A 25133-nucleotide genomic window follows, 5' to 3' on the forward strand; every position below is an offset into this window, starting at 1 on the left:
ATCTAGAAGGCATCGGGTGGCATGCCTTCACTCTAGCAACCCAAGACATAATCCAGAATTTGCCCCAGGCAGTGTCCCCATTAACGGGGTTCATCTTATTGACGGTGTGTGATTCAATCTCGTTGAAAGGAGATTACCATGCGCCGTCACGAATTGAGCGACAAAGAATGGGCTATCATTGCACCTCTTTTGCCGAACAATAGCCGTGGAGTGGAACGTGTCGATGACCGACGGGTAATCAACGGCATCCTCTGGCGTTTCAGGACTGGTTCGTCTTAGCGAGATGTGCCGGAGCGTTATGGCCCGCGCACGACGCATTACAATCGGTTCTCCCGATGGCACAGGGATAAGATTAGCGAGTTCGCCTTCGATTCGCCATGGATTTCGACCAACGATCCGGGGATGCTGAACACCTCTCTTTCGAAGGCGTTCCACCATGATCACCGGCATCCTATCCGGCCTCGCCACGGCTCTGTCGCAAATTTTTGCAAAGTCTGCACAAAGAGCTATAGCTGGACACAGCTATTCAGCGAGCGCAGCGAATTGTTGACATGCGGATTGGCCACAGGTTGGAAATTGCCGCTCGCGGATCATGTGAGCCACCTCAATGCCATCCAATGTCGCTGAAGCCGACTCGAAGGATTTGAAGCCTTTCCTGGACAGGGTCAGCATTTTGATAAACCGGTGATCTTGCTCGATCATGTTATTGAGATATTTGACTTGGCAAATCTCGATCAGCCAAAACCATCCATGCTGTAGCAGCAGCCAGTTGATGTTTTGCAATCCGGCAAGGTTCGCGCCGCTCTTGTCGAAGACGACCTTTTCGGGCCAACCGTTGTTGTCGATCGTGCGAGCGAAGAAGGCGCTGGCTGCAGCCTCATCACGATGCTCGGACAGCATGAAATCAAGGGTTTTACCGAATTTATCGACAGCGTGCTAGAAATAGGTCCACTTGCCTTTGACCTGAATATCGGTCTCGTCCATCCGCCATGGGCGGCAGTGGTCCGATCCAGGAAATCGAAGGCACCGGCGGCACGAAGTACGGCTAAGTGGAGGTCGGGAGCGGCCGCCAGGCCGCTCCCGTATTTACTTATGGTTTACTCGGTAAAAAAAGAACCTGCGTTTGGCATCCTGTAACGATGATATCGTGATCTTGGATTTGCTGACGGATCAGTTTCATATCTTGAATGATCTACCGGCAGAGCGGCTGAATGTGGCACTTAGGGGAGAAGACGTCACCCTCGCTGAGGCGCTTGAGGACAGGGACCTTATTGAGCAATCTGAGGTCTATACGCCAAACGAAGCGCACAGAACGAACGGTTTCTTTGAACACGCGAGCCAAAAATCTTGCGGAGAAGATTGCTGCGATCAAAGGCAAACGTGATCGCCACAAGGCCCTGCTTGATGAGCTGGATCGCACCGGCGAAGACCAGATATCGCTCACCGATCCGGATAGCCGCGCTATGGCGCGCATGACCAAGGTCGGTGTCGGTTACAACATCCAGCTTGCCTTCGACGTGAAGCACAAGCTGATCGCCGAACAGGAGGTCAGCAGCCAGGTCGTCGACATAGGACTGCTGACACAGACGACGCAGGCGGCGATGGACACGCTCGGCGTCGGGCAGATCGAGGTGGTTGCCGATCGCGGCTACTTCAAGGTCGAGGACATCGAGGCCTGCGAGAAGGCAGGCATCACCGCCTATGTCCCCAAGCCATTGCGAGGAGCCGCTGTCCGCGAGGGTTTCTTCTCCAAGGATGAGTTCCGCTGCCGGGAAGGATGTCTATGTCTGCCCGGCGGGACAGCATCTTTCTCCACGCTATGAGAAAAAGACGCGCGACCTGAAGCTTGTCGAATACTGCAACCGTGATGCCTGCCGGTCCTGCGGGTTGAAACCTCACTGTACATATGGGTACCGAAGGGTTGGGCGTGTCGAGAACGAGGCGGTGCTAGACCGGATGGCAGCGCGCTTTGCCGCCAGACCAGAAGTCCTGGACCAGCGACGCGAAAGCGTTGAGCACCCGTTCGGGACCATAAAACAACGGATGTATCAGGGTGCTTTCCTGATGCGGCGGCTGGAAAATGTGCGCGGCGAGTTCAGCTTGACGGCACTCGCCTACAACATTCGAAGAGCCATCACCCTCGTCGGCGTCACCTGCCTGATAGCCGCTATCAGGGCTTGAGGGGAAGCTCAGCAACCCGAAAGCAGTATCTTTTCCCTTAAAGAGCCGGTCTGATCCCGTCAGAAACGGAATATCAAACGAGCAGGAGCCGACGCACCAAAGTTTCCATAGCAACGACCGCGCAAGCGCTAAAACTCATCGCATCACGAGTTTTGACACGGTCTGAGGGAGTTTTGCGGCAGTCGCAAAGTCCGTTGTCGGCGCGCATTCCGGTCAATCCTGTCAGTACCGGAGCAATACTCCCCAATAGGAGGTGCGGCATTGACAAATCCGAAAGATTCCACTGATCCTGGTAGATAATTTATCACTAAAAGAAATTGATTCCGCATTAATCGAGCTGACTTACACGCTCTGGGCGGCGCGGCGGCTGATCTCATGTGCTTGCTCGACTTCCTGCTGCTGGATCCCGTGCGCTCGATCCTACTCCACAATAGCGGAGTTCCCGCGCATCGTTCCCGATGCGCTACGCCGTCCACAAGTTGATTGTCGCCACGCCGCGTCAAAACGACGACAACGGGATACAGAAGAGCGAGAAGGACATCCGGCAAGCCTAATTCGCTCAGTAATATTCGCCGTGACGATAGTTCCAGCTTTCGAACTGCGATGCGAGGTTAGACATGATCCGATCAACATCCAAGCCCTTGCGGATCAGTGTGGGAGCAGGCTGCACAGAGCGTTGTCCCCGCTGTTCAGGGACAAGCTTTCCGTCCGGATCGACCATGGATATCATAACGCCTTGTTCATAGCGTGTGCCGGGTGCTTTTTCAGGTTGGATCGAGGCGACATAATCATTGGCCGAAATTATAAGATCGGCCTCATTATAAATCCGCTCGCCTATCCCTTCAACAAGCCCTCTGTTGCCCTGGCCGGACGGATTTGCCGAGCTTGCAAAGGTCAGCTTGCCATGTCTTTCCCATAGAGCCTTTGCAATGAGTTCAGACGGAGTGCCAAACTTTATGACGAAGCAGCTTGTCTGTCGGGTGTCCATGGCCAAATTCGCTGTCTCCTCGTCCGGGAGATATCTCGTCGCGTCCTTTTTCCACGGGAGGATGCAGCCAAGAAGGATATTGTCATCCCAATGACGGCAATAGAACGCATCGATTTCATCCGTCATCGCGGCCAGATTTCGAAGTTGTTCAATTGAACTGCACAGGACGACACCAGGCTTGTTCAAGCTGCGCTGTTTTGCGGAAAACTTTCGTTTCAGACCCTGACCGTCGCTCGTCATCAGGATGTAGCCTACCTTTGTCGGACTCACGATCATGCCGCCTCCGACAGCTAGGAGTTTGACAGCTTCGTCTTGAATTGCGCCATTCCAGGCAATGGTCTTGTCGGCCATAGAGTATCTCTTTCGTCTAAGGAACCTGATTTGCAGGCGTAGGTGAGACGCGTTTGCGACGGTGCAGGCACAGACATGTCAGATCTGCGTGTTGGGTTGGGTCTCGTTTTGTTAAGAAATGTTGCAGGACCTCGGCAGAAAAATTGGACTGCCTTAATTCGGGCGCCTGCGGCGTCCTGGGTTTAGCCGGCAATGAGCGCTCTTCCCGTTAGAGAATTATTTAATTGGGCCAGGCGCTCGGCAGCTTTGCGCCAAAAACCGTCATTTAAGTGATCATCTTGCGAAGCTGGATACTCTCATGACCGTCACTATCGAAGGTGACAGGCGCGTACCCTAACTTCAGATAAATCCTGATGCGGCGGGAAGTGCGTGGACCAGAAGCTCCTCGATTCTTGCGAGCTCTTCCATCCGCTCCATAAGCGCGGCGCCATGTCCCGTTCCTTGCCAACACCGACGAGGCAGCAATCGTCGGTGTTCAAGCCTTTCAACGTACCGTTGTTCGACCGCAATCCCAAGTTTTTGGCTGCCGATATGACTTGCCCCAGCGCGGCAGCGAAATGACACCGATTATGGGCTCAACTTTTTCGATAAAAGCCAGTGAGACGCCTCATAAAGGACGGCCATTCAGGAAATTGGTCGTGCCATCAATAGGGCCGATGATCCTGTGATTTCCTGTCGCATCCCCACAAAACTCTTCGCCGATTAACGGCTCTCCGGGGTAGTACTCTGCCAATAATTTGATTGCCAAAGTTTCGACCTGATGATCCGCCTCTGACACAAAGTCCCTTAGCCCTTTAAAGTCCACCGCCAAGTCCTTCCGTGCGCGGAAATAGCCAAGGGCCACCTCCGCGCAGGTTGCGACGATTCTCTCTGCATCCAGTAGCCGTCGTTCAAGGTCACTCATTCTGTTACCATCCGCGAATTCGAGCGGCGGGCATCGAGAACCATGTCATGCAACTGCACCGCGGCTTTCATCGCCTTTTCGTAGAAGGGGTACTCCTTGAGGCTGTAGCGATCGAATGGCGTCTCGAAGTTCAGCGGCAGCTCGTAAGGGGAATCCGCAATCAAACTCATCGTCTTCTGCCAATCGATCACTCCGTCGAACGGTAGCAGATGGTCATCTTTCGCACCTCGGTTGTCGTGCAAATGCGTGGCGATTAAGCGAGACCGAAAACGTTCGAGCAACGTGAAACCGTCGGGATCGATAACGCGGGAATGTCCAGAGTCATAACAAAGGCCCACGAAATCAGGTTCATATCGCGAAAACAGGTTCTCAAAGAAGTCAACGAACTGGTTAATGCCACCGCCGAAGATATTTTCTACAGCAATCGCAACGTTCTTTTCCAGGCAGTATGGCCGAACAGCGTCGAGGGATTCGAAAAAATAGCCGTAAAACTCCTCGTTCGCCCCGCGTCCGCTAGGATCAAACGCATCGATGTCAACATGAAGGACCATGTTCGGCGCGTTCATGGCGGCAGCAAGATCGACGCGGTTGATTAGCAGATCGATACCGGCTTCACGCTGCCATTTGTGCGCAGACGCGATGTCCTTGCGTGTTTCCAGCGCCGCGGCGTAACTCCATTCGGTTCCTTTGTTGCGCCCGTTCGAAGCGTGAATGGTGTGCGTCTTCAGGCCTGCATTCGCAACGATTTCGGTGATAAAGCGGATTTCGGACGGTGCATAGACATAAGATGATCCGGAGTCCGGGTTCCAGTTGATATGAGTGAAACCGGCATCCTTGATCAGACGGAGGCTGTTGCGAACGCCCTCGTCATACCAGCGGTCGCCGTGATCGGGATGCCACACGGTCATGCAATACATATCTATTCTCCTTGAAATCAGGCTTAAGGTTCAGGCTCGGCTCACGCGTTCCGAGCCAAGGCGGTCGGCTGCGAGGATGATAGTGAGGGAAAAGGTAAGGAGCAGGACCACGTAGACCATCGAGATGGCGATCTGGTCCGGTCCATCCGCGCGTGCCGCATTCTGGAGCGCCACGCCGAGCGGCGTGTTGTTGATATTATATAAAAACACGGAAAGCGTGTATTCCGACAACGATTCATTGAAGGACATGGCAGCGACAAGGGCGATGACCGGCGCGAGGAGCGGTGCCGTCAGGCGGGTGAAGCGATATAGGCCCGAAGCCCCAAGCGAACGGCCCGCGTCGTCTATGTTCGGATCGATCCCGGCCAGTGCCGCGCCGAGCATGCGAACCATCATCGGAATGATGACGATCACATAGCCAATCGGCAGGAGCCAGTAGCTACCGACAAGAGATCCGCCAAAAATCAGCATGGACGGCTTGCTGTATGCCGCGATCAGCCCCATAGCCAGGATCATTCCCGGCAGAACCCAGGGAATAAAAAGTGAGAACTCCAGACCGTCGCTCACAATGCCTTTTGAGGATCGGATCCGAACGGCCGCGAAGACGCTGATCGCCAGAGCCGCACCAACAGCCATGAAGGACAAAACGAGGCTGTTGCCCAGAGGACCGAAAGCGCGCGGATCAGAAAATACAGTTACATAATGCTGGAGCGTGAAGCTCGATGGAAATGGGTCTTTTAGGATGCTCTCCGTTGGGGCGAAGGAAAACGCGACGGTGATCAGAATGGGGGCCATGTAAATCACGAACAAAAGATAGGCGATGGCATGGACCGTGACGTTCACGTAACCATTGCGAATTTCAGTCTTTCGCAATGGCGACTGGGTTTTTGACGTTGAGATCTTGCCGCCGCGCCGTTCCACACGCTTCATCCAGAGGAAGATCACTAGCGAAATCGCGCCCAGGAGCAGGGACAAGAGGGCAGCCATGTCCGTACGGCCGAGACTGACCAAAGACTGGATCATCGAACTAATCATGTAGAAGTCGCGTCCGCCCAGCATGGCGGGAGCGGCAAAGGAATTGAGCGAGCCCAGTAGGACGAGCAGGCTGGTTGCGAGCAGAACCGGCGCAAGCATCGGCAGGACGATTTTGACGAAGGCGCGAGCGGGCGAAACTCCGAGACTTTGAGCCGCCTCCACAGTGGAGAAGTCGATGCGTCGCAAGGCGGCACGCACGAACAGAATATGATAGCCTGTCATAGTGAAGGTGTGGACGAAGATGACCGCGAAGGCACCGGTGAACCAGTTCGGGTTGATATTCGGGAAAATCGTCAGCAGGACCTTCGTGATGAAGCCATGCGACGAGTAGACGAAGTTGTATCCGGACACAGCCGCGACGCTTGAGAAGACCAGCGGCGTCGAGAATGCCACGAGCAGAAATGGGGCTAGTCTCACCTTGAAGAACTCGAGCACCGCCACCTGGAAGATGCCGACGATGTTGACGGTGATGACTGTCACGACCGTGACCAGGACGGTGCTCCAGATGCTGCGTGTCACGCGGGCAGACCCGGCGAGACGCTCGACCGCATCCGACGAGAACTGTCCGCCGGGAAAGAAAGCCTCAACTAGGACGTAGATCACTGGGTAGAAGAGAAACGTAACGACCATCCATGCGATGGCTAACAGACCAATCGCGTCGGCAATTTTCCCGACGGAGGCTTTTGACGCAATTATCACGACGCCCTCCGGGCAGGACGCAGCAGTGCGTTTTGCTGGAAGGAGACCGCGTGCTGGCTACCGACCGGGAGCCTTTCCTCCGCGCCAGACATGACAAGGTCGAAATGACCATCGGCAGCCTGCATTCGGTAGCGTACAAGAGCACCAAGGAACACCGAGTTTGCGACGGTTGCAATGATGCGATAATTGTTGGGGTTTTCACTGCCGATCGACATGTCCTCAGGCCGGACGAAAGCGGGGGCATCGCCGCCGTCTGCACGGATTTCGGCCAGCATCGCTGGTGTCATACGATTGGCTTCGCCGATGAAATGGCAGACAAACTCAGTCTCCGGCTTATTGTAGATAGCTTCCGGCGTGCCTATCTGTTCGACGCTACCACTGTTGAGGACTGCGATACGGTCCGAAAGCGAAAGGGCCTCTTCCTGGTCGTGTGTCACATAGATCGTGGTAAAGCCTATATGCTGCTGCAGGCGCTTGATCTCGTCGCGCATTGAGACTCGCAGCTTGACATCAAGATTGGACAAAGGCTCGTCCATCAGCAAAATCTTCGGCCCCATGACCAATGATCGGGAAATGGCGACACGCTGCTGCTGGCCACCAGACAATTCCGCAGGCCGCTCTTTCGCGAGCTCGGAAATCCCGGTGCGTTCCAGCATGTGGGCGACCTTGCCAGCCACCTCAGCCTTGGAAGCGCCGCTTGCCCGCAGACCGAATGCAACGTTCTCGGCTATGGTGAGATGGGGAAACAGGGCATAGTTTTGAAAAACTATTCCGACCCCGCGCCTCTCGGCTTCAATCCGGGAGATATCACTGTCGCCGAGCATGATGCGACCTTTCGTAATCGGTACGAAGCCGGCGAGGCATCGCAGGATGGTGGATTTACCGCAGCCGGAAGGCCCAAGAAGGGTGAAGAACTCCCCCTCTTTGATCGAGAGATTTAAGTTCGGGACGACCAGCTTGCCGTCATACGCGATATCGACTTGTTCAAAGCGGATCATCATAGGTCTCCAACGGAAGGCCGCAGAGCGGAACGTCCACCCAACCGCCACCCGAGCCTCAGGGCATGATGTTTAGTTGAATGTTTTCCAACCAGCCGTTGAGCTTGCCAGCCGCAACCGCCCAGTTGATGGGCTGCGGATGGAACTGTGAAACTCCGGCACGGATCGCTTCGGGCGAGTTTGCCAGAGCTTCCGGATGGGCCGGGGCCTGATTGAACCTGGCGCCATACTCCGCCATGAACTTCGGCGATCCAAACCATTCGACGAATTTTTTGGCCTGCTTCAGATCGTCGGTCCCCTTGATTATGCCAATGGACTCAGCAACCATCGGCGTCCCGCCTTCCGTATCAACGAAGGTCACAGAAACATTGTTTTTCGCGGCATTGTTGACGACGCCACCGAACCACGACAGTACGATTGGGATTTGACCGCTGGCGACCGCCTGCCAGTAGTCCGCTCCTTCGGGAAGAACGCGCGAGTTCGAATAGATCCGCCTGAGAAGGTCCCAGCCTCCACTTGAGACTTCGCCCGTTTTCGGGTCGGCGAAGCGCCACAGAAGTCCGGCAAGGATCATCCGCGTGGTCTGGCCGGTTATCGCCCCGACTGTGAATTTGTCCTTGTATTCCGGCTTGGCAAGATCCAACCAGGATTTCGGAGCCTCCATTCCTGCAAGACCATCGGTCTTGTAAGCAAGAACAATTGGCGTCTGCCACAACATATGGAAACTGCCGTCGGCGTCCTTGAAGTCAGGGCCGAGCGCAGCAGCCCATGTCGGGACGAACTTTTCGAAAATGCCCTGCGTTTTAAGAATGTACATCGAAGGCTGCACAAGGCCAAGCACGATATCTGCCTGCGGGTTACTTTTCTCGGCTATGAGTCGGTCAAAAAGCTCGCCGCCGCCGCCGCCTAGGAACTGGATGTCCAGACCGGCTTCCTTGGCCTTCTGGGAGATGAACGTGCCGCGCTCATAGCCCCCCTGGGGGGAGTAGATCGTAAGAGATTTGGCATTCAAAGCAAATGGAATGGCTGTGAGTATGAGAGCGGCAATCACAGACTTGATCGACATTAATATGCTCCGTGTTGAATTGATGACCATCTCAATAGCGTTAGTTCGCGACGGTTATATTACATTGCGTAATTTAATAGAAAGATTAGTTCTTTGCAAAACGGAGACGGATATGAATCTCTCACTCAATGAGCGCCAAGTGCTAGAATTGGTTTTCCTTGGAACCGTGACATCTCGCGTCGAGATGGCCCATACACTCGGTCTTACAGGCGCCTCGATAACCCGAATCGTTTCGCGCCTTATGGACGACGGGATCGTAGAGGAAAAAGCTGAAAAGACGGGGCAACAGGGACAGCCGCGCCGCATTCTGTCCATCGTTGCTGGCCAACGCCTCAGCGCTGGAGTGAATTTCTCGCGAAAACAGGTTCAGGTCGCGCTCATTGATCTTGCGGGCCACGTCATCGGAGTTGAGAATTCCCCAATCGCAGAACCCGAGGCAAAGCAAATAGTCTCCGCGACAAAACGCGGGCTGGCAAAACTCTTGGACCAGAATGCACTGACCCGAGCCGATCTTGTCGGCTTCGGCGTTTCTGTTCCCGGAAATTTTGGACGAAACTCACGAGATTTCCGCGCACACGAACTTTTCCCTCAAATTGAAGGGTTAAGCTTTGGCGACGATCTCGCGGCTCTTTTCGAAGCACCAGTGTTCTTCGAAAACGACGGTGCCTGCGCGGTGCTTGGCGAATATATGTTCGGTGCCGGGCGCGGTATAAGTCACGTATTCCTGCTTCATGTCGGCCACGGTTTGGGCGGCGGCGGCATCGCCGAAGGCAGGCTCTTCAGAGGAGCGAACGGTAATGCCTGCCTGCCGGGCGCGATATACCCGGTAGGAAGTCCCCGCCCATCTGGCCAAGATCTACTCGATCACCTAGCCAGGAATGGTTTTTCGGATCTCGAACTAACCGACGACACTCTTGAAGACGCTGTGACAACCCCGCTGATTGATGATTGGATCACTCGCGCAGGTGAACAACTTGGCCGATCCGCCCAGATCATATCAGGCTTATTCGATCCAGCCGCGATCCTAGTTGGCGGTCGCCTGCCCACATGGATCAATGAGGCACTCGCTGGTCGCGCGGGAGAGTTCATCACCCAAAATCCCGGGCCGTCTCGTGGCCTTAAAACGATCGGTCTTATTGCAAGCAAACTCGGCCAATCCTCTGGCTCCGTGGGGGCCGCAAGCCTTCCCCTTTTCGCCAGATATTTTGCGGGAGCAGTCAACGACACGTTCAGTAACTATAAAAACGGCTGGCGAGTGAATCGGTAAGGACCGACGTTATCAGCCCGAATTGGCTGCCGCCTGCGTGTCTTAAAGAGCAGCATTATGCGGCCCCTTAACATCTGTGGACACCCCCATAAGTGCAAGAGAATTTTTCAGGCAGGTACTTTGCGCGTAGTCGGGTGCTGACATCTGTCCGGCCTCTGATGCAACCTTCAAGATGTCGCGCGGGCCCGCATGGCAGTTCGCAGATCGGTGCCAAATCATTGAAGCGTGCTTTGAGGCACTCCGTTCACGCCTCGTTTTCCAATCCCGCCTCTATCGACCGTGCGCCATACCGTCCTTTCGACCCTCCTACACCTTCGACGCCCCTTCGCGACCAGATTACTTGGCCGCGGCTGGAATCCCGTAGACTCCGCCTTTCGCTAACAGCGCCCAAACGATGCGGGCGAGCTTGTTGGCAAGGGCAACGATCACCAACATACGTGGCTTCCGCGCCAGCATACGTCTGAGCCACGAGCCTTCTGGCACACCCCGATGAGCGGCTTGCCGGACCACGGAGCTAGCTTCGAGAATGAGCAGCCGTCGCAGTGTTCGCTCGCCCATTTTGGATGTCGCACCAAGCTTCTGCTTTCCGCCCGTTGATCGTTAAAGTGGCGTCGGGCCAAGCCAGGCGGCAAAATCCTGTCCTCTCTTGGATGACGATGCCGCGGGAGCCAAAGCTATCAATGCCGTCGCTGTTATCGGCCCCACACCACCCCATCATTAAAGGTGTAAATCGGCGAGGGGGTCATGATGCCGATACGCATGATAAACCCTCGTCATTTCTCGAATTGATAGAGTCATTTCTGGGCTATGACTCATATTTGCTGCTGTTACGGACGACGCTTCTGCTGGTTCAATCGGAGGATCAGCTATGCAACAACGATTTAAGCGCGCGAAAATCTCGATAACGCGGAAATCCGCAGGCGGATCGCTGTTGGCGCAACGAAAGCCGCAGCCGCCCGTGATCTGTATGTTTCCAGAATGACTGTCTACCGAGCCGTGGAGGGGCAAGGCTCGCAGTCAAATGCTGTGTGATCACGGGTTCACCGTCTGTTCTTTGATTAGGCAAAAATCGGAGCTTCCCGCCGACTGACCCATTTAAATTAAGTTGCATTTACTTTAGACTCTTGCTTACCTGCGCCCTAGCAGAAGGAAATCTTGTGAAGGAGGAAGTCTGATGCGCATTATCGGTATATTGATCTCGATCACCGCTCTGACGGCGCCCATGGTCGCGCAGAGCCAAACCGTCCTGCCAGTGAAAATATCGCCCTATCTGGTTAGTTCGATTACAGGAGCGATGTTCGGCCCCCCTGATCCAGCATCGGATCTAGTTCTTCTCTCGGCGCATCGTGGACTCTGGGAAACCTATCCCGAAAATTCCGCGTACGCCCTTCAGGAGGCGTGGAACGCCGGAATAGAAAGCGTCGAGATCGATGTCAGATTTACCTCGGATAAAGAGGTTGTGCTTTCTCATGACTTCACGATCGAGCGTGAATCAACGGGAAGCGGCGCAATATACGATCAGACGTATACGCAGTTGAAGAATACGAACCTTCGCGATCGACACGGTAGAGTGTTCAAGGATCCGAGCGGAAAAAATGCCAAATTTCTGACCTTTTCCGACGCACTGGATCTCTTGGCCCAGTATATCAGCACTGACGGGTATGGTTATGTGATGATCGTGGACGTCAAAAGCCGTGCGACGGGTACAGGTTCGACCGACGCGATCGAATTGATCCAGCGGTGTCTCGATATTCTCTCCGCAAAGAACAACCCAAAACTATCGAAAGCGGTGGTGATCAAAACGAAGGCCAGAGACGCCGTCGATCTTGCTACCTTTTTGAATCGCACGACCTACGATCCCACGTCACTTGGAGGTCTCGTGCTGACGACAAATCCCGACGATGTAAACGTGAAGGACTCGAGTTACGACCCGCACCAAGACGTGGCGTACACTCAGTGGAACACAGCGCCATTTCCGGTTCAGTTTGAGATGAACCAATATTACCGGGGCGATGGGCTTCAGAAATATTTTGACTATGTTGATCAGAAGCAATCATTCTCCACGTACCATGAAAGCAACACCTTTCCAGAAGGCGTGCCTATTGGCTCAAGCAAATGCTGCCATCAGCACATAACGGACCCGAGGTCTTCGTCCGCTGATGGCATCATCCCGGATTACCGCGGTGATCCAGAGATGGCCATCATCAACCGTACGAACCTTATCACCACCGACTATCCCGATGTCGTGGGCGATATGTTGAAGCAGATCGGGCGTCGTAACACAAGCAAGCTCGGAAACTAGAAATCAACATAACTCGGATCAATAGGAAATTGTGATGAAGATGTGGAAATCATTAGTCGCACGGTGCTCGACGCTGGCCATTTTGATCGCTGTCTCGGCCCCTGCCCACGCCCAATCATGCACGGATCAAGCGGATTGCGCAAAAAAGGCGACCGATAAGGTATCGCAAGCCCTTACCCCCAAGCTTGCGCCTGTATTCGGCGACTATCCAAAATTTTTTATCCATGACTCCCTTGCAAACGTCGATTATCCTGCGCCGAAGGATACGGCGACGTTCTATGATGCATCGACAGGCCGAACCGGTTTCAATTTTCCTGCGAACTCGTCACTCGAAACGACTACCCTTGCACAGGTTGATCCGAATACGGGCTTTACCGTGATGCTCGTCCAGAAAACCCGCGACAACACTGCGCCGACGGGTGGATCAACGCTGTCACTCCTGAGTTCATCCGGCAACGATGGCTATTTGTCGTTCATGCTAGGCGCCCAGCCCGCAGCTTCAGGTCAAAAGTGGGCCTTCGGGAAGAGCATGCTTCAGACCGGAAAGCCTACCACCGCATTTTGGCAGCAGTCCTGGGATATGGATTTGCTGGGACCCACCGGCACATTCTGGGGTGTTGAATGGGTTTATTACACGTTCACGCCAGACGGCAAAGTCCGTGTCGACCGGTTTGCCCCATACACATACTTCCTCGCCTTCACTGCCTATCAATGGGATCAGGCGCTTTTAGATTCGGGCTTCCCGCATGTCCCGTTCCCCACCGGAACGCCAACCGGAAGGCCCAACCCTTTGACGTTCGGTGGCGTGGGGCCGTGGGTCCTCGGAGCCGCAAGCGCACCTGGGCAGGGATCGCCGACGATTAACCCCATTAAGGCCCTGCCCGGTTACGAGACCGCGACGATCTTCTCCTCGCCGCTGTCGCCGCGTGAAGTCGTGGCATATCAAAACACGCTGAAGGGGAGCTATTTCCTCGATGTCGACATGCAGCCATGCAATTCCGGGAAATTTCTCGACAGCACGATAAAGACACCATGTGGCACGGCAAGTCCAGGAAATCCGCCTTCTGACGTCGCAACCGCGGCACGGACGGGGTTTACTGCGAACGTCGATCCGAACGGCGTCATTTTGCAGGGCGAAGATGGTAATGGAGGTAGTTTCTCGACCATCCAAGCTGCAATCAACGCACTTCCTGCCACAGGCGGAACGATCCGGATTCCACCGGGCGTCTACTCAGAAACGATCAATATTACGCAGCCGAACGTCAAGCTCATCGGAACTGGGACCGACGCGACCAAGGTCGTTATTACCGGTAATCATTCGGCGGGCGCGACCAATCAAGCGACTGGCCAACCTTACGGGACTTCCGGCAGTTATACCGTCGCGATTAATGGTGATGACGCCTATGTCAGCAATTTGACTATCCAGAACACCGCTGATTATGAAAGACCTGGATATCAAAATAATGCGCAGGCGGTAGCGCTTCTTTCGAATGGCGATCGGGCAGTTTATCGTGCCGTTCGGGTCCTTGGAGGCCAGGATACCCTGTACCTATCTGGCCTGAAAAGGGCCTATTTCAGCAACTGCTACGTCGAAGGATATGTCGACTACATTTTTGGGAATGGAAAGGCGGTTTTCGATGGTTGCACGTTGAAGACCAAGCTTCACGGCAGTCTTATCGGTGAAAATACCATTACCGCTCAAAAGCGTGAGACCGAAAGCGAAGATAGCGGGTTTGTTTTCAACAATACACGGTTTCTGTTTGACAGCCCATATATGACCAACGCTTGGCTGGGTCGCCCATGGGGTAGTCGTTCGACGGTCTACTTCCTCAACTCGACAATGGGGCCACAGATCACCGATGATGGGTGGATTGAGTTTGTACCGCCTATGAATGGGCAGCCGGGGACGAACAATCTGCCCACTTCTACCTATCGCGAATACAACACGAAATACGGTGATATCAATGGGCAGGGATCTTCGCCGTTCGATATTTCCCAACGTGAATCCGCGTCTCCCAAGAGCAACGTGCCCTTGACGGCGAGTGAGGTGGCGGCACTGGCACCGGGAATTTATCTCGCGGGAAGCGATGGATGGCAACCTACGCTGGTCAGCGACGGTTCGAAGCTCAACGAGCAGAACGTGCCGGTAGAAGTGCCCGGGATCGGTGCACCTAAGGCGCCGGTTATCACCGCCGACGTCGGCGGAAATGGAAACGTCCAGGTGACATGGGCTGGGCAGCCAGCACAGCCGGCAGAACAGGGCTATTCGGTGACAGCGCGTCAGCACGGCCGGGACTACGGTCCTTTCAACTTTCCGGCCTATGCCTACACGGCCTATGTCGAGGTGGCTCGCAATGACGAGCCGGTAACTGTTCAAGTCAGCGCGTTCAACGCTCAGGGGTCGAGCGCACCTTCGGACGCGGTTCATGTGACACCCACCAGCCATGACCCCAGCGTGCCAACAGATATCGTCATCACTCCGGCATCCAAGACGGCCGCTCTGAGCTTCACGGTGGACAACGAAGGTGTCCAGCCTGTCTTTGGCGGTGCAGTGCCGCATGCGGGAGCGTACACGGCGCTCTATGCCAGCGAACTCGACGCCTATCAGGGCAAGGCTATCGCCGGCACCAGCCACGGGTTCACGGCCAAGTCCTGGAATTTCACCAACCTCAGACCCAACACTACCTACTGGATGTCTCTCCGAGTCTATAACGGCTTCAACAGCCCGACTGTCATCAAGTCCTTCAAGACAAATCCGTAATAGAGTACCAACTGAGCGGCATGCCGCATGTAGTTTATATATTGACTTCGATAACGTCATTGCATGCATGATTGGCGGATCATGCATGCAATAGATCGAATATAGGGACTGACGCTGCGCCGATCGCGCCGGCTTCTGCGCCCAGCGACGAAGCGCGAACGACTGGGGGGGACCCCGCGATCTGATTCTCCAGCGCTTCCAATGGCAGACCGGTAGCTTCTACGATCGCCGAAAGGATCGACGCTGGCAGCCGCCCTCCAACGATGATGAATTCCGGGTCGAGAACGTTGGCGACATGATGTAAATAAGGAGCGAGTTGGGTTCCAGCGCGCGTGGTCCATTCTGCGATTACCGCGGCTTCGTCCGATCCTGCTTCCTCGAGCGTGTCGAAATCCTTCGCCGAAAAGCCCGCCCTGCGTAAGGTTTCTAGCAAGTCCTGACCCGAGGGGCGAGGCTGATCGATCGGGAAAAAGGTGTACAGCGGACCGGCGTTTAGATGGGCCCCTCGATAGAGACGGTTGTCAAGGAACAGGCCGCCACCCACGCCGTGGCCAATATGAACCAGCATGAAATCGCTATGCCCACGGCCAACCCCCGCGAGCCGCTCGCCCATGATGCATGTCCGCCCATCATTCTCCACGAAAATACGTTCTTCGAACCGTGCCTGGAAGAATGACTGTGCGTCGAGCTTATCGAAGCCGGGAAAGTAAACGTGGGCCGCCAAGAGCGCTTTCCCAATCCAGAAATCACCAGGCATCGCGAAGCCGATCCCCAATAGGCTCATGTTCTTGACTGACGCTTCGGCTTTGATAGCAAGTAAGGCTGTTTGAGCGACTTTTGCGACAGTCTCGGGATCGGGCGATGTAAGGGGCAAGCGCTTCTGACCGATTGGACGCCCGGTCATGTCTATGATTGCGGCATCGAGGTACGTTTGTGAAAAACTGATGCCTCCCGAATACCCCGCAGCACCACGGATACTGATTGGGCGCGCTGGTTGACCACGTAGTCCTCTGCGGCTCGGACCTTCCTCCACTAGGCCAAAGCGATCGAGGCTGGCCACCATTTGGGTGACGGCAGGACGAGTCACGCCGGTTCGATCAGCTAATTCAGCCCGAGACATTGGTCCCGAGTCAAGGAGCAGCGATACGATCCGTCGATCTGATGGAGATAGTGTCGAAAAGGTGGGTAAAAATTGAGGCATGGCCAACCGTACCATCGCTGCATGCGAGGGCAAGTGCACGATTAAGTTCAATAGACTTATTGTTGTAAAGGTTTAGGTCTAGGCATGAGAAGCGGGAAAACCCAGATTTAATCGAGGGGGGTATCTGTGATTAGGCTTGGGATGGCCCAGATCAATCACTCCTCGCACGGCAATCTCTGCGACGGCCCAAATCCTAGGATTACACGCGCCGGGTTGCTGGTCGGTTACAAGTTCTGATCTGAAGTGATCCACATCAAGTTGGCCCAGCCGTTGGCTTGTCTCGTGGGCAATCAAGCGTTCCTCTCGAGCCAAGTGTGGTTGGAGCATGGCTGGCCACGCCGGGTATCTTCGCCTCTGAGTAGACCTCATGGGTTTCCATCGGTGAGCCGTCACATCCAGAACGTGACGGGGAGCTAAACGCCACACTTGCCGAGCGAATGCGAATTTTTCCATAGTCTTTTTCTCTGGCGCCCCCTATCGCCCCTCCCCTCCTCCGAATTCCGTGGCTTTCAGGATTTCCGCCACGAATGGCCACCAGAGCGCGTTAGGCTTGTGGACGACCCATTGCTTGTGCGAGGTGACGCTACGAGTCTGGCGGGGCCGCATTTCAACCATAAAACACGCTTGCAACAGGTCATTTTCTCACGCATTCATTATTTGTACAAAGCATCGGAATACTGTGCGAGAAAACCATGGCAAAACGGCACGCCGCCAATCCGCCGCCGGCCCCAAAACGTCTGATAGGCTACCTGGCGAAATGCATAACTACCGAAAGTAAATCTGCGGGGGCGTTCTCACACCCTGGTGATAGCTGGCCTGTCCGCCCTCGACCGAATCGGGGCTCTCCGTCACCCTAATGTCACCTCACCCTGTCCGCTGGCGTCTGCCGCCATTGGCCCTTGCGAGCGACATCAGCATCGGACCGATGGCGAACTCGCCGCGCTCCGTCCTGCGGGTGAGGTCGCGCAGATATCCGCCCGCCGACGTGATGCTGCCGGCTCGTTCCAACACGCAAGCCATGACCGTCGCCGCATTCTCGGGCCCCATGATGGCGCAGGCCTCCTCGTAGGCGCTGGGGCTGACCCCCAGCATCGAGCGGACGACGACGGCCGCCGCCATCAGGTCTCGCCAGCTGCCGATACTGCCATCCGGGCCGTAGGACAGGATTTCCGGGCAGGCCTGCAGCACAAGCCCGAGCGGAAACGCCTTCAGCCCCGGTTGATCTCCGCCGGCCGCAGCCAGCCTTCGCGGTTTCACCAAACGGGCATCCGCCACGCTTTTGTGCTCGGCGCCCTCATCCGTTGCAACGGTGCTTCCCATCGGCATATCCGGCGCCTGTGGTTGGATTGCCGATGTTTCGTTCTGCTTCTTATCCGAAGCCGGTTCAAGATCAGAGTTAGAGTCGGGATTTGAATTCTGTATGTGGCGCTCAGCTTGGGACTCATTGCCGTGCATATTTCCAACATTTATGCGAACTTCCAACAGGTTGAGCACTTCTTCGCGCAGCATCTCCATCTCTTCGACAATAGGGGTGATGTCATGGATGTCGGGAGAGCGCGGGATCCGAGCCACGAGATCGCGGAAATGGCCATGCACCATCGTCCAGTCACCCGGCACACCCTCTTCCAGAGCCGTCTCGATCAGCTTGGCAATGTCACGCCGGCAGAGCGACAGGCGCTCGCGCATCGCCCTGAACAGGGCGCGGTCGACCGTGACCTGCGCTGCCAATGCCTGGATCTCATCGGCACGAGCAATCAGCGGAGCGATATTGAAGCCATACGCCTGGTCGACCTCCCCCTCCCCGTCACGGCGCGCAAAGCGCTTGCCGTTCGGGCTATCCTTGCGCACCAGCAATCCGGCCTCGACCAGGGCAGCCAGATGGCGGCGCAGCGTTGCCGGCGCAATGCCGTGGGCGCGGATCGACAGCTGGGCGTTGGAGGGAAAGACCACGAGGCCGTGCTTTGCGCTGAGCTCATTGCCCGGATAGAAGCTCAGCAGCGCGTTCAGCACCGCCAGCGCCCTGTCGGACAGGCCGAGCAGCGGCTTTGCTTCGCAGAGCGCACGAAAGATCTTCCACTTGTCGACGGACTGTTCCGGCGCGATGTCGTTGGCCTTGTACTGGCTTGCCAGCATGCTAAGCGTCATCGGCCGCCGCCCAAAGGGCGTCGTCACACTTACACATTGCATTTTTCTTCACCTTTCTTGAGGCAAAAGAAATCCGCTCACCAAAACGATGCCAAAGACACTTGACTGGGATTCATGGAAATGCGATTCTCGATCTTGCTTAAGGAATTGAGAGAGGCTTCCACGACGGAAACGTTTAGGGGGCCTTTTTCTTTTGTAACGGTCTCTCCTTCTCGACCGGTTGATCTTATGACAGCCACACCGTTCAGTGAATGGAGCTGTCCTGGTGATTGTACTCGCGCAGCAAATCCGGCATTCGCTGTGCTAGCCAGCGCGCGAAAGCGTGTTCCTCCTTAGGGATGGTCACGGTGGTTCCAGACGATGTGCGTTTCATGCGGCCAAACAGCCTATCGCCGACGGCAAAATCGCGCATCTCTTCCTGGCTTGCCTCGCTTAACTTTTCGGGCGCACCGCTGGCAGCGCGAATTGCAAGTGCGACACGTTCTGAACTGTGCGCCTGTTGAAAGGCGGTCGTTTCTATAAACCTGCGAACAGGCTCCACTTTGCTTGTATCTCTCAATAGGTCCGCAAAGGTCGTCCATTTCGGCCGTCCGACGCCCTTGGCTCTCCCGATCGCGAAAACGATGTCTTCCGGGATCACATCCGTGACACGAAAGAGGTGAGACACTGCTGCCTCTGAGAGACCAAGGATTGGGCATATCGCGCGATGGGACAGCCCGGCACTTTTCAGCTGGACGGCCCACATAGCTTGCTCAATCCAGGTAAGGTTTTCCCTGACACCATTTTCGAGGGACTGTTCCTCAACTAACTGGCGGTCCGTCAACTCGCGGACGTAGGCTTTGATCCTGATGCTCTCTGGCCGCTCAGTTTCCGCCATTATCGCCTTGATCGCTGCCCAACGACGGTAACCATATGCAAGCTGATAGTGATCGCTTTTGGTGGGATGCGGCCGGACTAGCACAGGGATCTTCTGCCCTTCAGTGACTATCGACATCTTGAGAGCGTCCAGCTCCTTTTCCACCTCTTCATCGCTGTCGAAACGATCCTTGTATGGAGAACGCTCCAATTTATTGGGATCGAGAGAGATGATGCTGTCTTCGCTCAGTTGGGTCAGTGCTCGGCCAACATTCGAAATCACGGGCGACGAATGGCGCCGCGACGGCAGGGACTTTTCTGACGTTTCGGCACTGGAGATGGAACCGCCGCGGCTCTCGGCGTCAGCCATTTTTTGAAGGATGCTCTTTTTCATGGGATACGTCCCCAAACCTTGTGGATCAGATCAAGAATCTCGAAGTTGACGCGATCGGCACTTTCGATGGCCCGCTTCAGTGCCTCTCGTCCAACTTCCCCGGCTTCCAGTTCGTAAAGGGTCTTCTTAGCAACCGCTGCCCCGGCGATGGCAGTAGACTCAAGCGCTTCCGAAACCAGCACGTCGTCGCCAAAAAGCCGGCGCATGACACCGGACATGTATTTTTGCGGACCATCGTTTGGATTTACACGTGTCAGCAAGAACCGAAAGAAATCATGTTCGAACTTCGCGCCGAACTGCGCGAGTACCTCAGAGAGGTCAGAGATCATGATGAGGAACTGGTTGCACGAGGCAACATCAAGCATTGCGGGATGAACCGTGATGATCAAAGATGTTGCCGCGTAGAGCGCTGCCAGCGTCGAGTATCCAAGCGACGGGGGTGTATCGATGATTACGATATCGTAGCGATCATCGACACGAGCCAGAGCATTGCTCAGGCGCTCGAAAAAGAGGCCGAGATCATCCCTGTTTTTCGAGGTCAGATAAGACGGAGTGTCAAACTCGAAATCCATCAGCTCGAGATTTCCGGGCACGAGATCAACGCCCGGGAAATAGGTCGGTCTGATAATATCCACTAGGGACCGGCGCTCATTGTCATATCTTATGGACGCATATGTAGTTTCGTTCTCGCCGAGATCGAATTCTGGCTGAATACCAAAGAGTGCTGTCATTGACGCCTGTGGATCAAGGTCAAGGCAAAGAACACGGTAACCTTGGAGGCCAAGAAAGTGGGCCAGGTGAATGGACGTCGTCGTCTTTGAACTGCCGCCTTTGAAATTGGCTGTGGCAATAACCTGCAGCTTTTCGCCCATGCGGCGATGAGGCAACAGTTCACCGGCATCGTCAGGGCGGAGTTTAGCGAGAAACGAACGCAGCTCCTTAACCTGGTTCACGGTATAGGTGCGGCGGTTGTTGTCCGCTCTTTCCGGCACGGGCCCCTTCCCTTCGATTGTCATTTGTCGAAGAGTGCTTTCAGGAACATTTAACAGCCGAACAAGATCAAGTGTGGAAAATGTCCGAGCGAATGTCTTCTGCGCCGAAGGCGGATAGACGGCTTCACGCATGTCGTTGAGTTCTGCAGAGAGCTTCGAAGTGTAAACTCCGATTTTCGATGCCGTATCTCTGACGTTCTGAGAAGCCGGTTGAAGCATTCTGTCCTCTTGACGGTTACGATCACTAAACGAGATCATTACCGTCACGGATGACAGAGAGAGTCCGATTCTTCAAGGGATTTTTCGTTAAGCAGAAATTAACGAGCGTAACTCGCACAAGGACTTTACAATTGTAAAGTTCGGGGACCCGCCAATACGTCATAGAAGGGATGTTAGGGGCCGGATGAACCCCATCGCCTAAGCCTAAGCCAATGGATGCGGCTTGGAGAGAGGCGCGCCGGGTATGGCCCCGCGCTCTATGAGAGATGCCCTGGATGCTTCCGCATTACTGCATCTCCGCCAGGGCCAGTTCAAGCGACAACTTCTTGAGTGAACCTCGCCGGGCCCTCCGCCAAGAACCGAAGCAATGCAGAAAGAACGAACTAGGTCTTGGAAATGAGCGCCGCATTGATTGATCTCTCGCATCTGGTCAAAGTCAGTTATATACATTTGGTTGCTGAGTCAGGGTGCTTTCGCTTATCCCCAATCCGGTTGAAGCATAACAAGCGTCCCATTGTTCTCTTCGTAGTGCGGTCTATGCATCTCCGCCACCACTACCCGGGGCCTTTCGCCTCATATCCAGGGGCCGATGCAGTGTACTTACGCGGTCTTCGATCCGCATCCAACTGTCTCATATTCGTCAGACCCGGTCCGGTCACGTCCCTCATGGCCATTGAAAACTATATCCGCGAGTGAACTTCAAAAAAAACGGTTGCAAAAGGCTTTGCCGCCCGGCACGGCTTGGAGATGATCCTCACTCTTCCAAAGCCCAAACAGCAGGACGGCCAATTTGCGTACCACCGCCGATCGCGCCCGCTTTGGACCCAATCATTTCGCCAAATTTAACTCCCAGCTTCGCAAGGCGCACGGCGCGGTCACCGCTGCCAGGAGGCAGCCTGCTGCCTCATAGAGATAATACCGTAAGATATCGTCCCCGGCTGGAGATCGAACCTGTCACATCTCGATCGCCCGACTGGTACCTTTTGGGTGTCACGCCAACGTAAGAACCGTGGATCGGCTTTTCCCAAAGCGCCGCGGATTTTCCGCCGGCGCCACCAAGCGTAGGGAGGTCAGCGGTCCGACGCCAGGCGCCGACATCAGATGCCAGCACGCTTTGATGCGGCCGATATTTGCCGCACCTTCTTATCCAGGCGGGCCAATTCCACCGAAGCCCTGCGAGCGTATCAAAAAGTGCCGCAATCCCGATATAAAGACCATCATGTCGGTGCAGGAAGATCGCACCTCCCATCGAATTGCTTACCTCCGGCTCAAGCCGAATTTTTGATGCCGAACGGTCGCAGCAGCCCACGAACTTGCCTATAAAGCTGGCGCTTGACGTTGACGAGTCGCTCGCGCGCCCAACAAGGCCTTTAGCCGATGACTTTCCATGGTCTTCCATATAGAATACCAGCCGCTCGCCAACATCTCGGCCAGTGCTTGCGCGTCCGCCTTGTCGGACTTCTCAGGCCGCGCCTTCGGGGCATCGGTCGCCCGCCGCACATCCATACAAATGATAGGAAAGGTGCAATAAACTCCGCTGACAGTTGAGTAAGTCGAAACGTGAGTCGCCAGTGACAAATGATAAGCAATCTTATCTAGAAGCCCGTTCGGCCTGACGGCGTAAGTCGTTGCTCAAGTCGGCCGGCATGCTCACGGAAGGTCGATTAGGTTCACAGTCGCCAACGAAATCCGATCGAACTGGTGGCTGATGGCCTGGCGAATAAACTTCAATCCGTACCAAGTTATGAGTGAGGTTCTACGGGTTTCCGGCCGGCGCTGTTTCCAACTTACACCGGCCGAGGCCTGAGCCTGCGCCGCGACCCCGAAGCCGTGATAGACGCGTGGAGATGATGCCTTAGGCGCTGAGCTCTCGGTATTCGTAAAATGTCGTAGAAATCCGCTGGTGCACTAAAAATCTGATCCCTAGTCGCCAACTATGCAGCATGGTTTTCGTTTCATATCTACGTGTAGCAATAGACTGGCACAGCAGAAGTTCATTCATCGGAAATTAAAACATCGGCAGGAAGCAGTCAGATGGCGGGAATGAACGAAGACGCTCGTTATGTCCAGATCTCGGAGCGGGTTGATAACCACCCGAGGGCGATTGCCGGTATCGATGTGCAGATGCGGCGAAAGTTTCATCGACATCGCGTCATAGCTGCGCGGCCCAACCGATGACTTCAGGGGCGGCTCTCGAACGCAATGGCCGCTGCTCATCGGATTCAGCGCCGTGGCAATCACCATTCCTGACGTCCTAGCCTATCTCGCGCTGCAGCCGATCAAGGACAACCCAACCCCTGTTCGCGGAGTCGCTTGCATTGAAGCATCCAATACCAAGCAAAGCCTATCGACGGTCGTCACGTCCATGGTCCCCCAGCAGGCGCTTAAGTGGCGTACCTAGCGTAGCTATGAGAACCGCAGGCACCCGACGGCTTGGTCTTATCTACCCAACTGCCGAGGTGACGCGTGCGGAGCTCAATCGCGTTTTCTCTGGCTACGATCAGCGCTTCCTGGCTCTTGAGCGTCAAAATGACCAGAGAAATAGGGACGCGGCAAATATTCTGCTAGAGACCTATTTCTTGAGCTTCGCGAGCGGCGCGACCGCGTAGAGCGGGAACGCGCGAGGCCTACCGGGCATAGAGCGCGCTTGACACCTCCAGCGCAGTGGCGACGGGTCTCGAGGCTTTCAGGCGGGGCAACGGCTGCGCCAGCTGCGCATGTGACGGCACCTATGCATCTGGCCTGGATCGTCGCGCCATAGGTCCGAAGCGGCATTGAAAAGTAGGTAGTCGGGCAAAATACCAAGAACTTCGTAAATCTGTATTATGGGCGTTGCGGTCAGTTCCGTTTTGCCATTTTCACACTGACCATACGCGGCTGGGGCGGAGCCCAAAAAATGGGCCAACTCGGCGCGGGTCAGATTTCTAGCAGCACGCGCCCCTTAAGTGTGGCGACAACCTTTCCGTCGATTTCTCCGGGCTTCAGAAATTCGTCAATTCGGGCCCGCCTGTAACAGGCCTGTGTATTGGTATCATCACCGGCACTGGGACGACGAACAGGCCATGTATCGAGATGTGCCAATGTAAGAAGATCTTAATAGCCGATCTGTCAGCGCTCGCGTGAGAGGCGTATGATATCGAAACGCCGTCTGATTTCCTGCAGGTGATCTCGGCCAGCTTGGGCATCTGACCGTCACAGCGCCGCCTCTTCGGTGGCGGCCGACTACGCGCGGTCGGACTGCAATCGGGCTGAGATCTCATCTAGACGTGACTCTCGTTCCGATCGAGAATCGACAATTTGCCCGAAGCCGGGTCAGTCGTCGCAATGCCCGATACTAAGGCGCCCCCGGCCGCCTTCACCGCTTGGCTATAAGACGCCGGGCTGCGTTTCCTTGGTCACGGCGTCGCCTGGACAGCAGGGCGTATCGCGGCCTTCTGCGACGGAGGAGAGAAGACGCGCCATTTCGTCAGTGTCAACAAACTGGCAAGCCGCCGGCGCACCGTGTCGGACCCGACGATCGAAGGAACCGTTGGTAGCGCGGGTTTTGCTGGTCATCGGCTGGCATACCGCGAGGTGAGGATCGATGTCGCGCTGTTCGGGTAGCCAGAGATGGTGGACGACGAATTTCAGCAGCAGCGCCTCGGTCGGTTGCGGACTAGGGGAGGGAGGCGCCGGTCGCGGCCAGCGACTAGGCCCGTAGGCAAGGTCGGAGGTAAGCGCGCGCAGCTGATATGCCCGACGCTCCGTTGACCAAGTGGCGCAGCTTTTCGATGTCCTGGTGGGTCAACAGTTCGTCCAGTTTCGTAGGCGCGGCGATCGACGACAGCATTTGAGGGTGACCGCATGGTCATAAAACCT

General features: G+C 55.4%; 18 protein-coding genes and 5 pseudogenes. 7 read left to right on the top strand and 16 right to left on the bottom strand.

Going from position 1 to position 25133, the window contains the following annotated elements; genetic code table 11:
* Positions 1-132: 132 nt before the first annotated feature.
* Positions 133-345: pseudogene (locus tag J5274_RS25060) on the top strand (transposase); the annotation flags it as partial.
* 177 nt (positions 346-522) lie between these two features.
* Here the strand turns inward: J5274_RS25060 and J5274_RS25065 are convergent.
* A pseudogene (locus tag J5274_RS25065) lies at positions 523-990 on the bottom strand (IS6 family transposase); the annotation flags it as partial.
* 335 nt (positions 991-1325) lie between these two features.
* Here J5274_RS25065 and J5274_RS29130 point away from each other — a divergent pair.
* Positions 1326-1823 (top strand): hypothetical protein, encoded by a 498-nt coding sequence (locus J5274_RS29130; protein WP_224130013.1) that lies wholly within the window; start codon positions 1326-1328, stop codon positions 1821-1823.
* Positions 1756-2181, top strand: a complete 426-nt coding sequence (locus tag J5274_RS29135; RefSeq protein ID WP_224130015.1) for a transposase — start codon at positions 1756-1758, stop codon at positions 2179-2181. The genes J5274_RS29130 and J5274_RS29135 overlap by 68 nt, the downstream gene beginning before the upstream one ends.
* Before the next feature lie 559 nt (positions 2182-2740).
* Here J5274_RS29135 and J5274_RS25075 read toward each other — a convergent pair.
* The 6 genes from J5274_RS25075 to J5274_RS25100 form a co-directional block, all read right to left on the bottom strand.
* Positions 2741-3520, bottom strand: a complete 780-nt coding sequence (locus tag J5274_RS25075; protein WP_219275709.1) for an L-threonylcarbamoyladenylate synthase — start codon at positions 3518-3520, stop codon at positions 2741-2743.
* A gap of 607 nt (positions 3521-4127) precedes the next feature.
* Positions 4128-4424: an inositol monophosphatase family protein gene (locus tag J5274_RS25080; RefSeq protein WP_219275710.1), complete on the bottom strand. Its 297-nt coding sequence runs from the start codon at positions 4422-4424 to the stop codon at positions 4128-4130.
* Complete coding sequence (locus tag J5274_RS25085; RefSeq protein WP_224130017.1) at positions 4421-5341, bottom strand: sugar phosphate isomerase/epimerase; 921 nt, start codon at positions 5339-5341, stop codon at positions 4421-4423. Before J5274_RS25085 ends, J5274_RS25080 begins: the two co-directional genes overlap by 4 nt.
* Positions 5342-5371: 30 nt before the next feature.
* The gene (locus J5274_RS25090; RefSeq protein ID WP_219275711.1) at positions 5372-6817 is read right to left on the bottom strand and encodes an iron ABC transporter permease; all 1446 of its coding nucleotides are present in this window, start codon (positions 6815-6817) and stop codon (positions 5372-5374) included.
* 254 nt (positions 6818-7071) lie between these two features.
* Positions 7072-8073, bottom strand: coding sequence for an ABC transporter ATP-binding protein (locus tag J5274_RS25095; protein ID WP_219275712.1), 1002 nt, complete (start codon positions 8071-8073; stop codon positions 7072-7074).
* Between the two features lie 58 nt (positions 8074-8131).
* Positions 8132-9139 carry an extracellular solute-binding protein gene (locus J5274_RS25100; protein ID WP_219275713.1) on the bottom strand — a complete coding sequence of 336 codons (1008 nt, stop codon included), beginning with the start codon at positions 9137-9139 and terminating at the stop codon, positions 8132-8134.
* 112 nt (positions 9140-9251) lie between these two features.
* Between J5274_RS25100 and J5274_RS25105 the strand changes: the two genes are divergently transcribed.
* Complete coding sequence (locus tag J5274_RS25105; protein ID WP_219275714.1) at positions 9252-10406, top strand: ROK family protein; 1155 nt, start codon at positions 9252-9254, stop codon at positions 10404-10406.
* A 336-nt stretch (positions 10407-10742) separates the two neighbouring features.
* On the opposite strand, the pseudogene J5274_RS25110 reads toward J5274_RS25105, so the two are convergent.
* Positions 10743-11114: pseudogene (locus J5274_RS25110) on the bottom strand (transposase); the annotation flags it as partial.
* Positions 11115-11580: 466 nt separating this feature from the next.
* On the opposite strand from J5274_RS25110, the gene J5274_RS25115 reads away from it, so the two are divergent.
* Both J5274_RS25115 and J5274_RS25120 read left to right on the top strand, forming a co-directional pair.
* On the top strand, positions 11581-12708 hold the full coding sequence (locus J5274_RS25115) for a glycerophosphodiester phosphodiesterase family protein (protein ID WP_142832020.1): 1128 nt from the start codon (positions 11581-11583) through the stop codon (positions 12706-12708).
* Between the two features lie 34 nt (positions 12709-12742).
* On the top strand, positions 12743-15469 hold the full coding sequence (locus J5274_RS25120; RefSeq protein ID WP_219275715.1) for a pectinesterase family protein: 2727 nt from the start codon (positions 12743-12745) through the stop codon (positions 15467-15469).
* Positions 15470-15548: 79 nt separating this feature from the next.
* Here the strand turns inward: J5274_RS25120 and J5274_RS25125 are convergent, their stop codons facing one another.
* Positions 15549-16685 (bottom strand): ROK family transcriptional regulator, encoded by a 1137-nt coding sequence (locus J5274_RS25125; protein WP_307877652.1) that lies wholly within the window; start codon positions 16683-16685, stop codon positions 15549-15551.
* A gap of 126 nt (positions 16686-16811) precedes the next feature.
* Here J5274_RS25125 and J5274_RS29140 point away from each other — a divergent pair.
* Positions 16812-16907 (top strand): annotated as a pseudogene (locus J5274_RS29140) (acyloxyacyl hydrolase); the annotation flags it as partial.
* A 627-nt stretch (positions 16908-17534) separates the two neighbouring features.
* Here J5274_RS29140 and repC read toward each other — a convergent pair.
* The 7 genes and pseudogenes from repC to J5274_RS29145 all read right to left on the bottom strand — a co-directional run.
* Positions 17535-18857: a plasmid replication protein RepC gene (gene repC / locus J5274_RS25130; protein ID WP_219275716.1), complete on the bottom strand. Its 1323-nt coding sequence runs from the start codon at positions 18855-18857 to the stop codon at positions 17535-17537.
* Between the two features lie 202 nt (positions 18858-19059).
* The gene (gene repB, locus J5274_RS25135) at positions 19060-20064 is read right to left on the bottom strand and encodes a plasmid partitioning protein RepB (RefSeq protein WP_142832025.1); all 1005 of its coding nucleotides are present in this window, start codon (positions 20062-20064) and stop codon (positions 19060-19062) included.
* The gene (gene repA, locus J5274_RS25140; RefSeq protein WP_142832027.1) at positions 20061-21275 is read right to left on the bottom strand and encodes a plasmid partitioning protein RepA; all 1215 of its coding nucleotides are present in this window, start codon (positions 21273-21275) and stop codon (positions 20061-20063) included. Before repA ends, repB begins: the two co-directional genes overlap by 4 nt.
* A 990-nt stretch (positions 21276-22265) precedes the next feature.
* Positions 22266-22373, bottom strand: a complete 108-nt coding sequence (locus J5274_RS29475) for an IS110 family transposase (RefSeq protein ID WP_143123339.1) — start codon at positions 22371-22373, stop codon at positions 22266-22268.
* A 900-nt stretch (positions 22374-23273) separates the two neighbouring features.
* A complete protein-coding gene (locus J5274_RS25150) occupies positions 23274-23519 on the bottom strand; it encodes a hypothetical protein (RefSeq protein ID WP_142832030.1) in 246 nt (81 codons plus the stop codon).
* Between the two features lie 442 nt (positions 23520-23961).
* Positions 23962-24180, bottom strand: a complete 219-nt coding sequence (locus J5274_RS29480; protein WP_161991015.1) for a helix-turn-helix transcriptional regulator — start codon at positions 24178-24180, stop codon at positions 23962-23964.
* 499 nt (positions 24181-24679) lie between these two features.
* A pseudogene (locus J5274_RS29145) lies at positions 24680-25104 on the bottom strand (integrase); the annotation flags it as partial.
* Between the last annotated feature and the right edge of the window lie 29 nt (positions 25105-25133).

The sequence above is a fragment of the Rhizobium sp. L51/94 genome (assembly GCF_019355555.1).
Taxonomy (GTDB): domain Bacteria; phylum Pseudomonadota; class Alphaproteobacteria; order Rhizobiales; family Rhizobiaceae; genus Rhizobium; species Rhizobium rhododendri.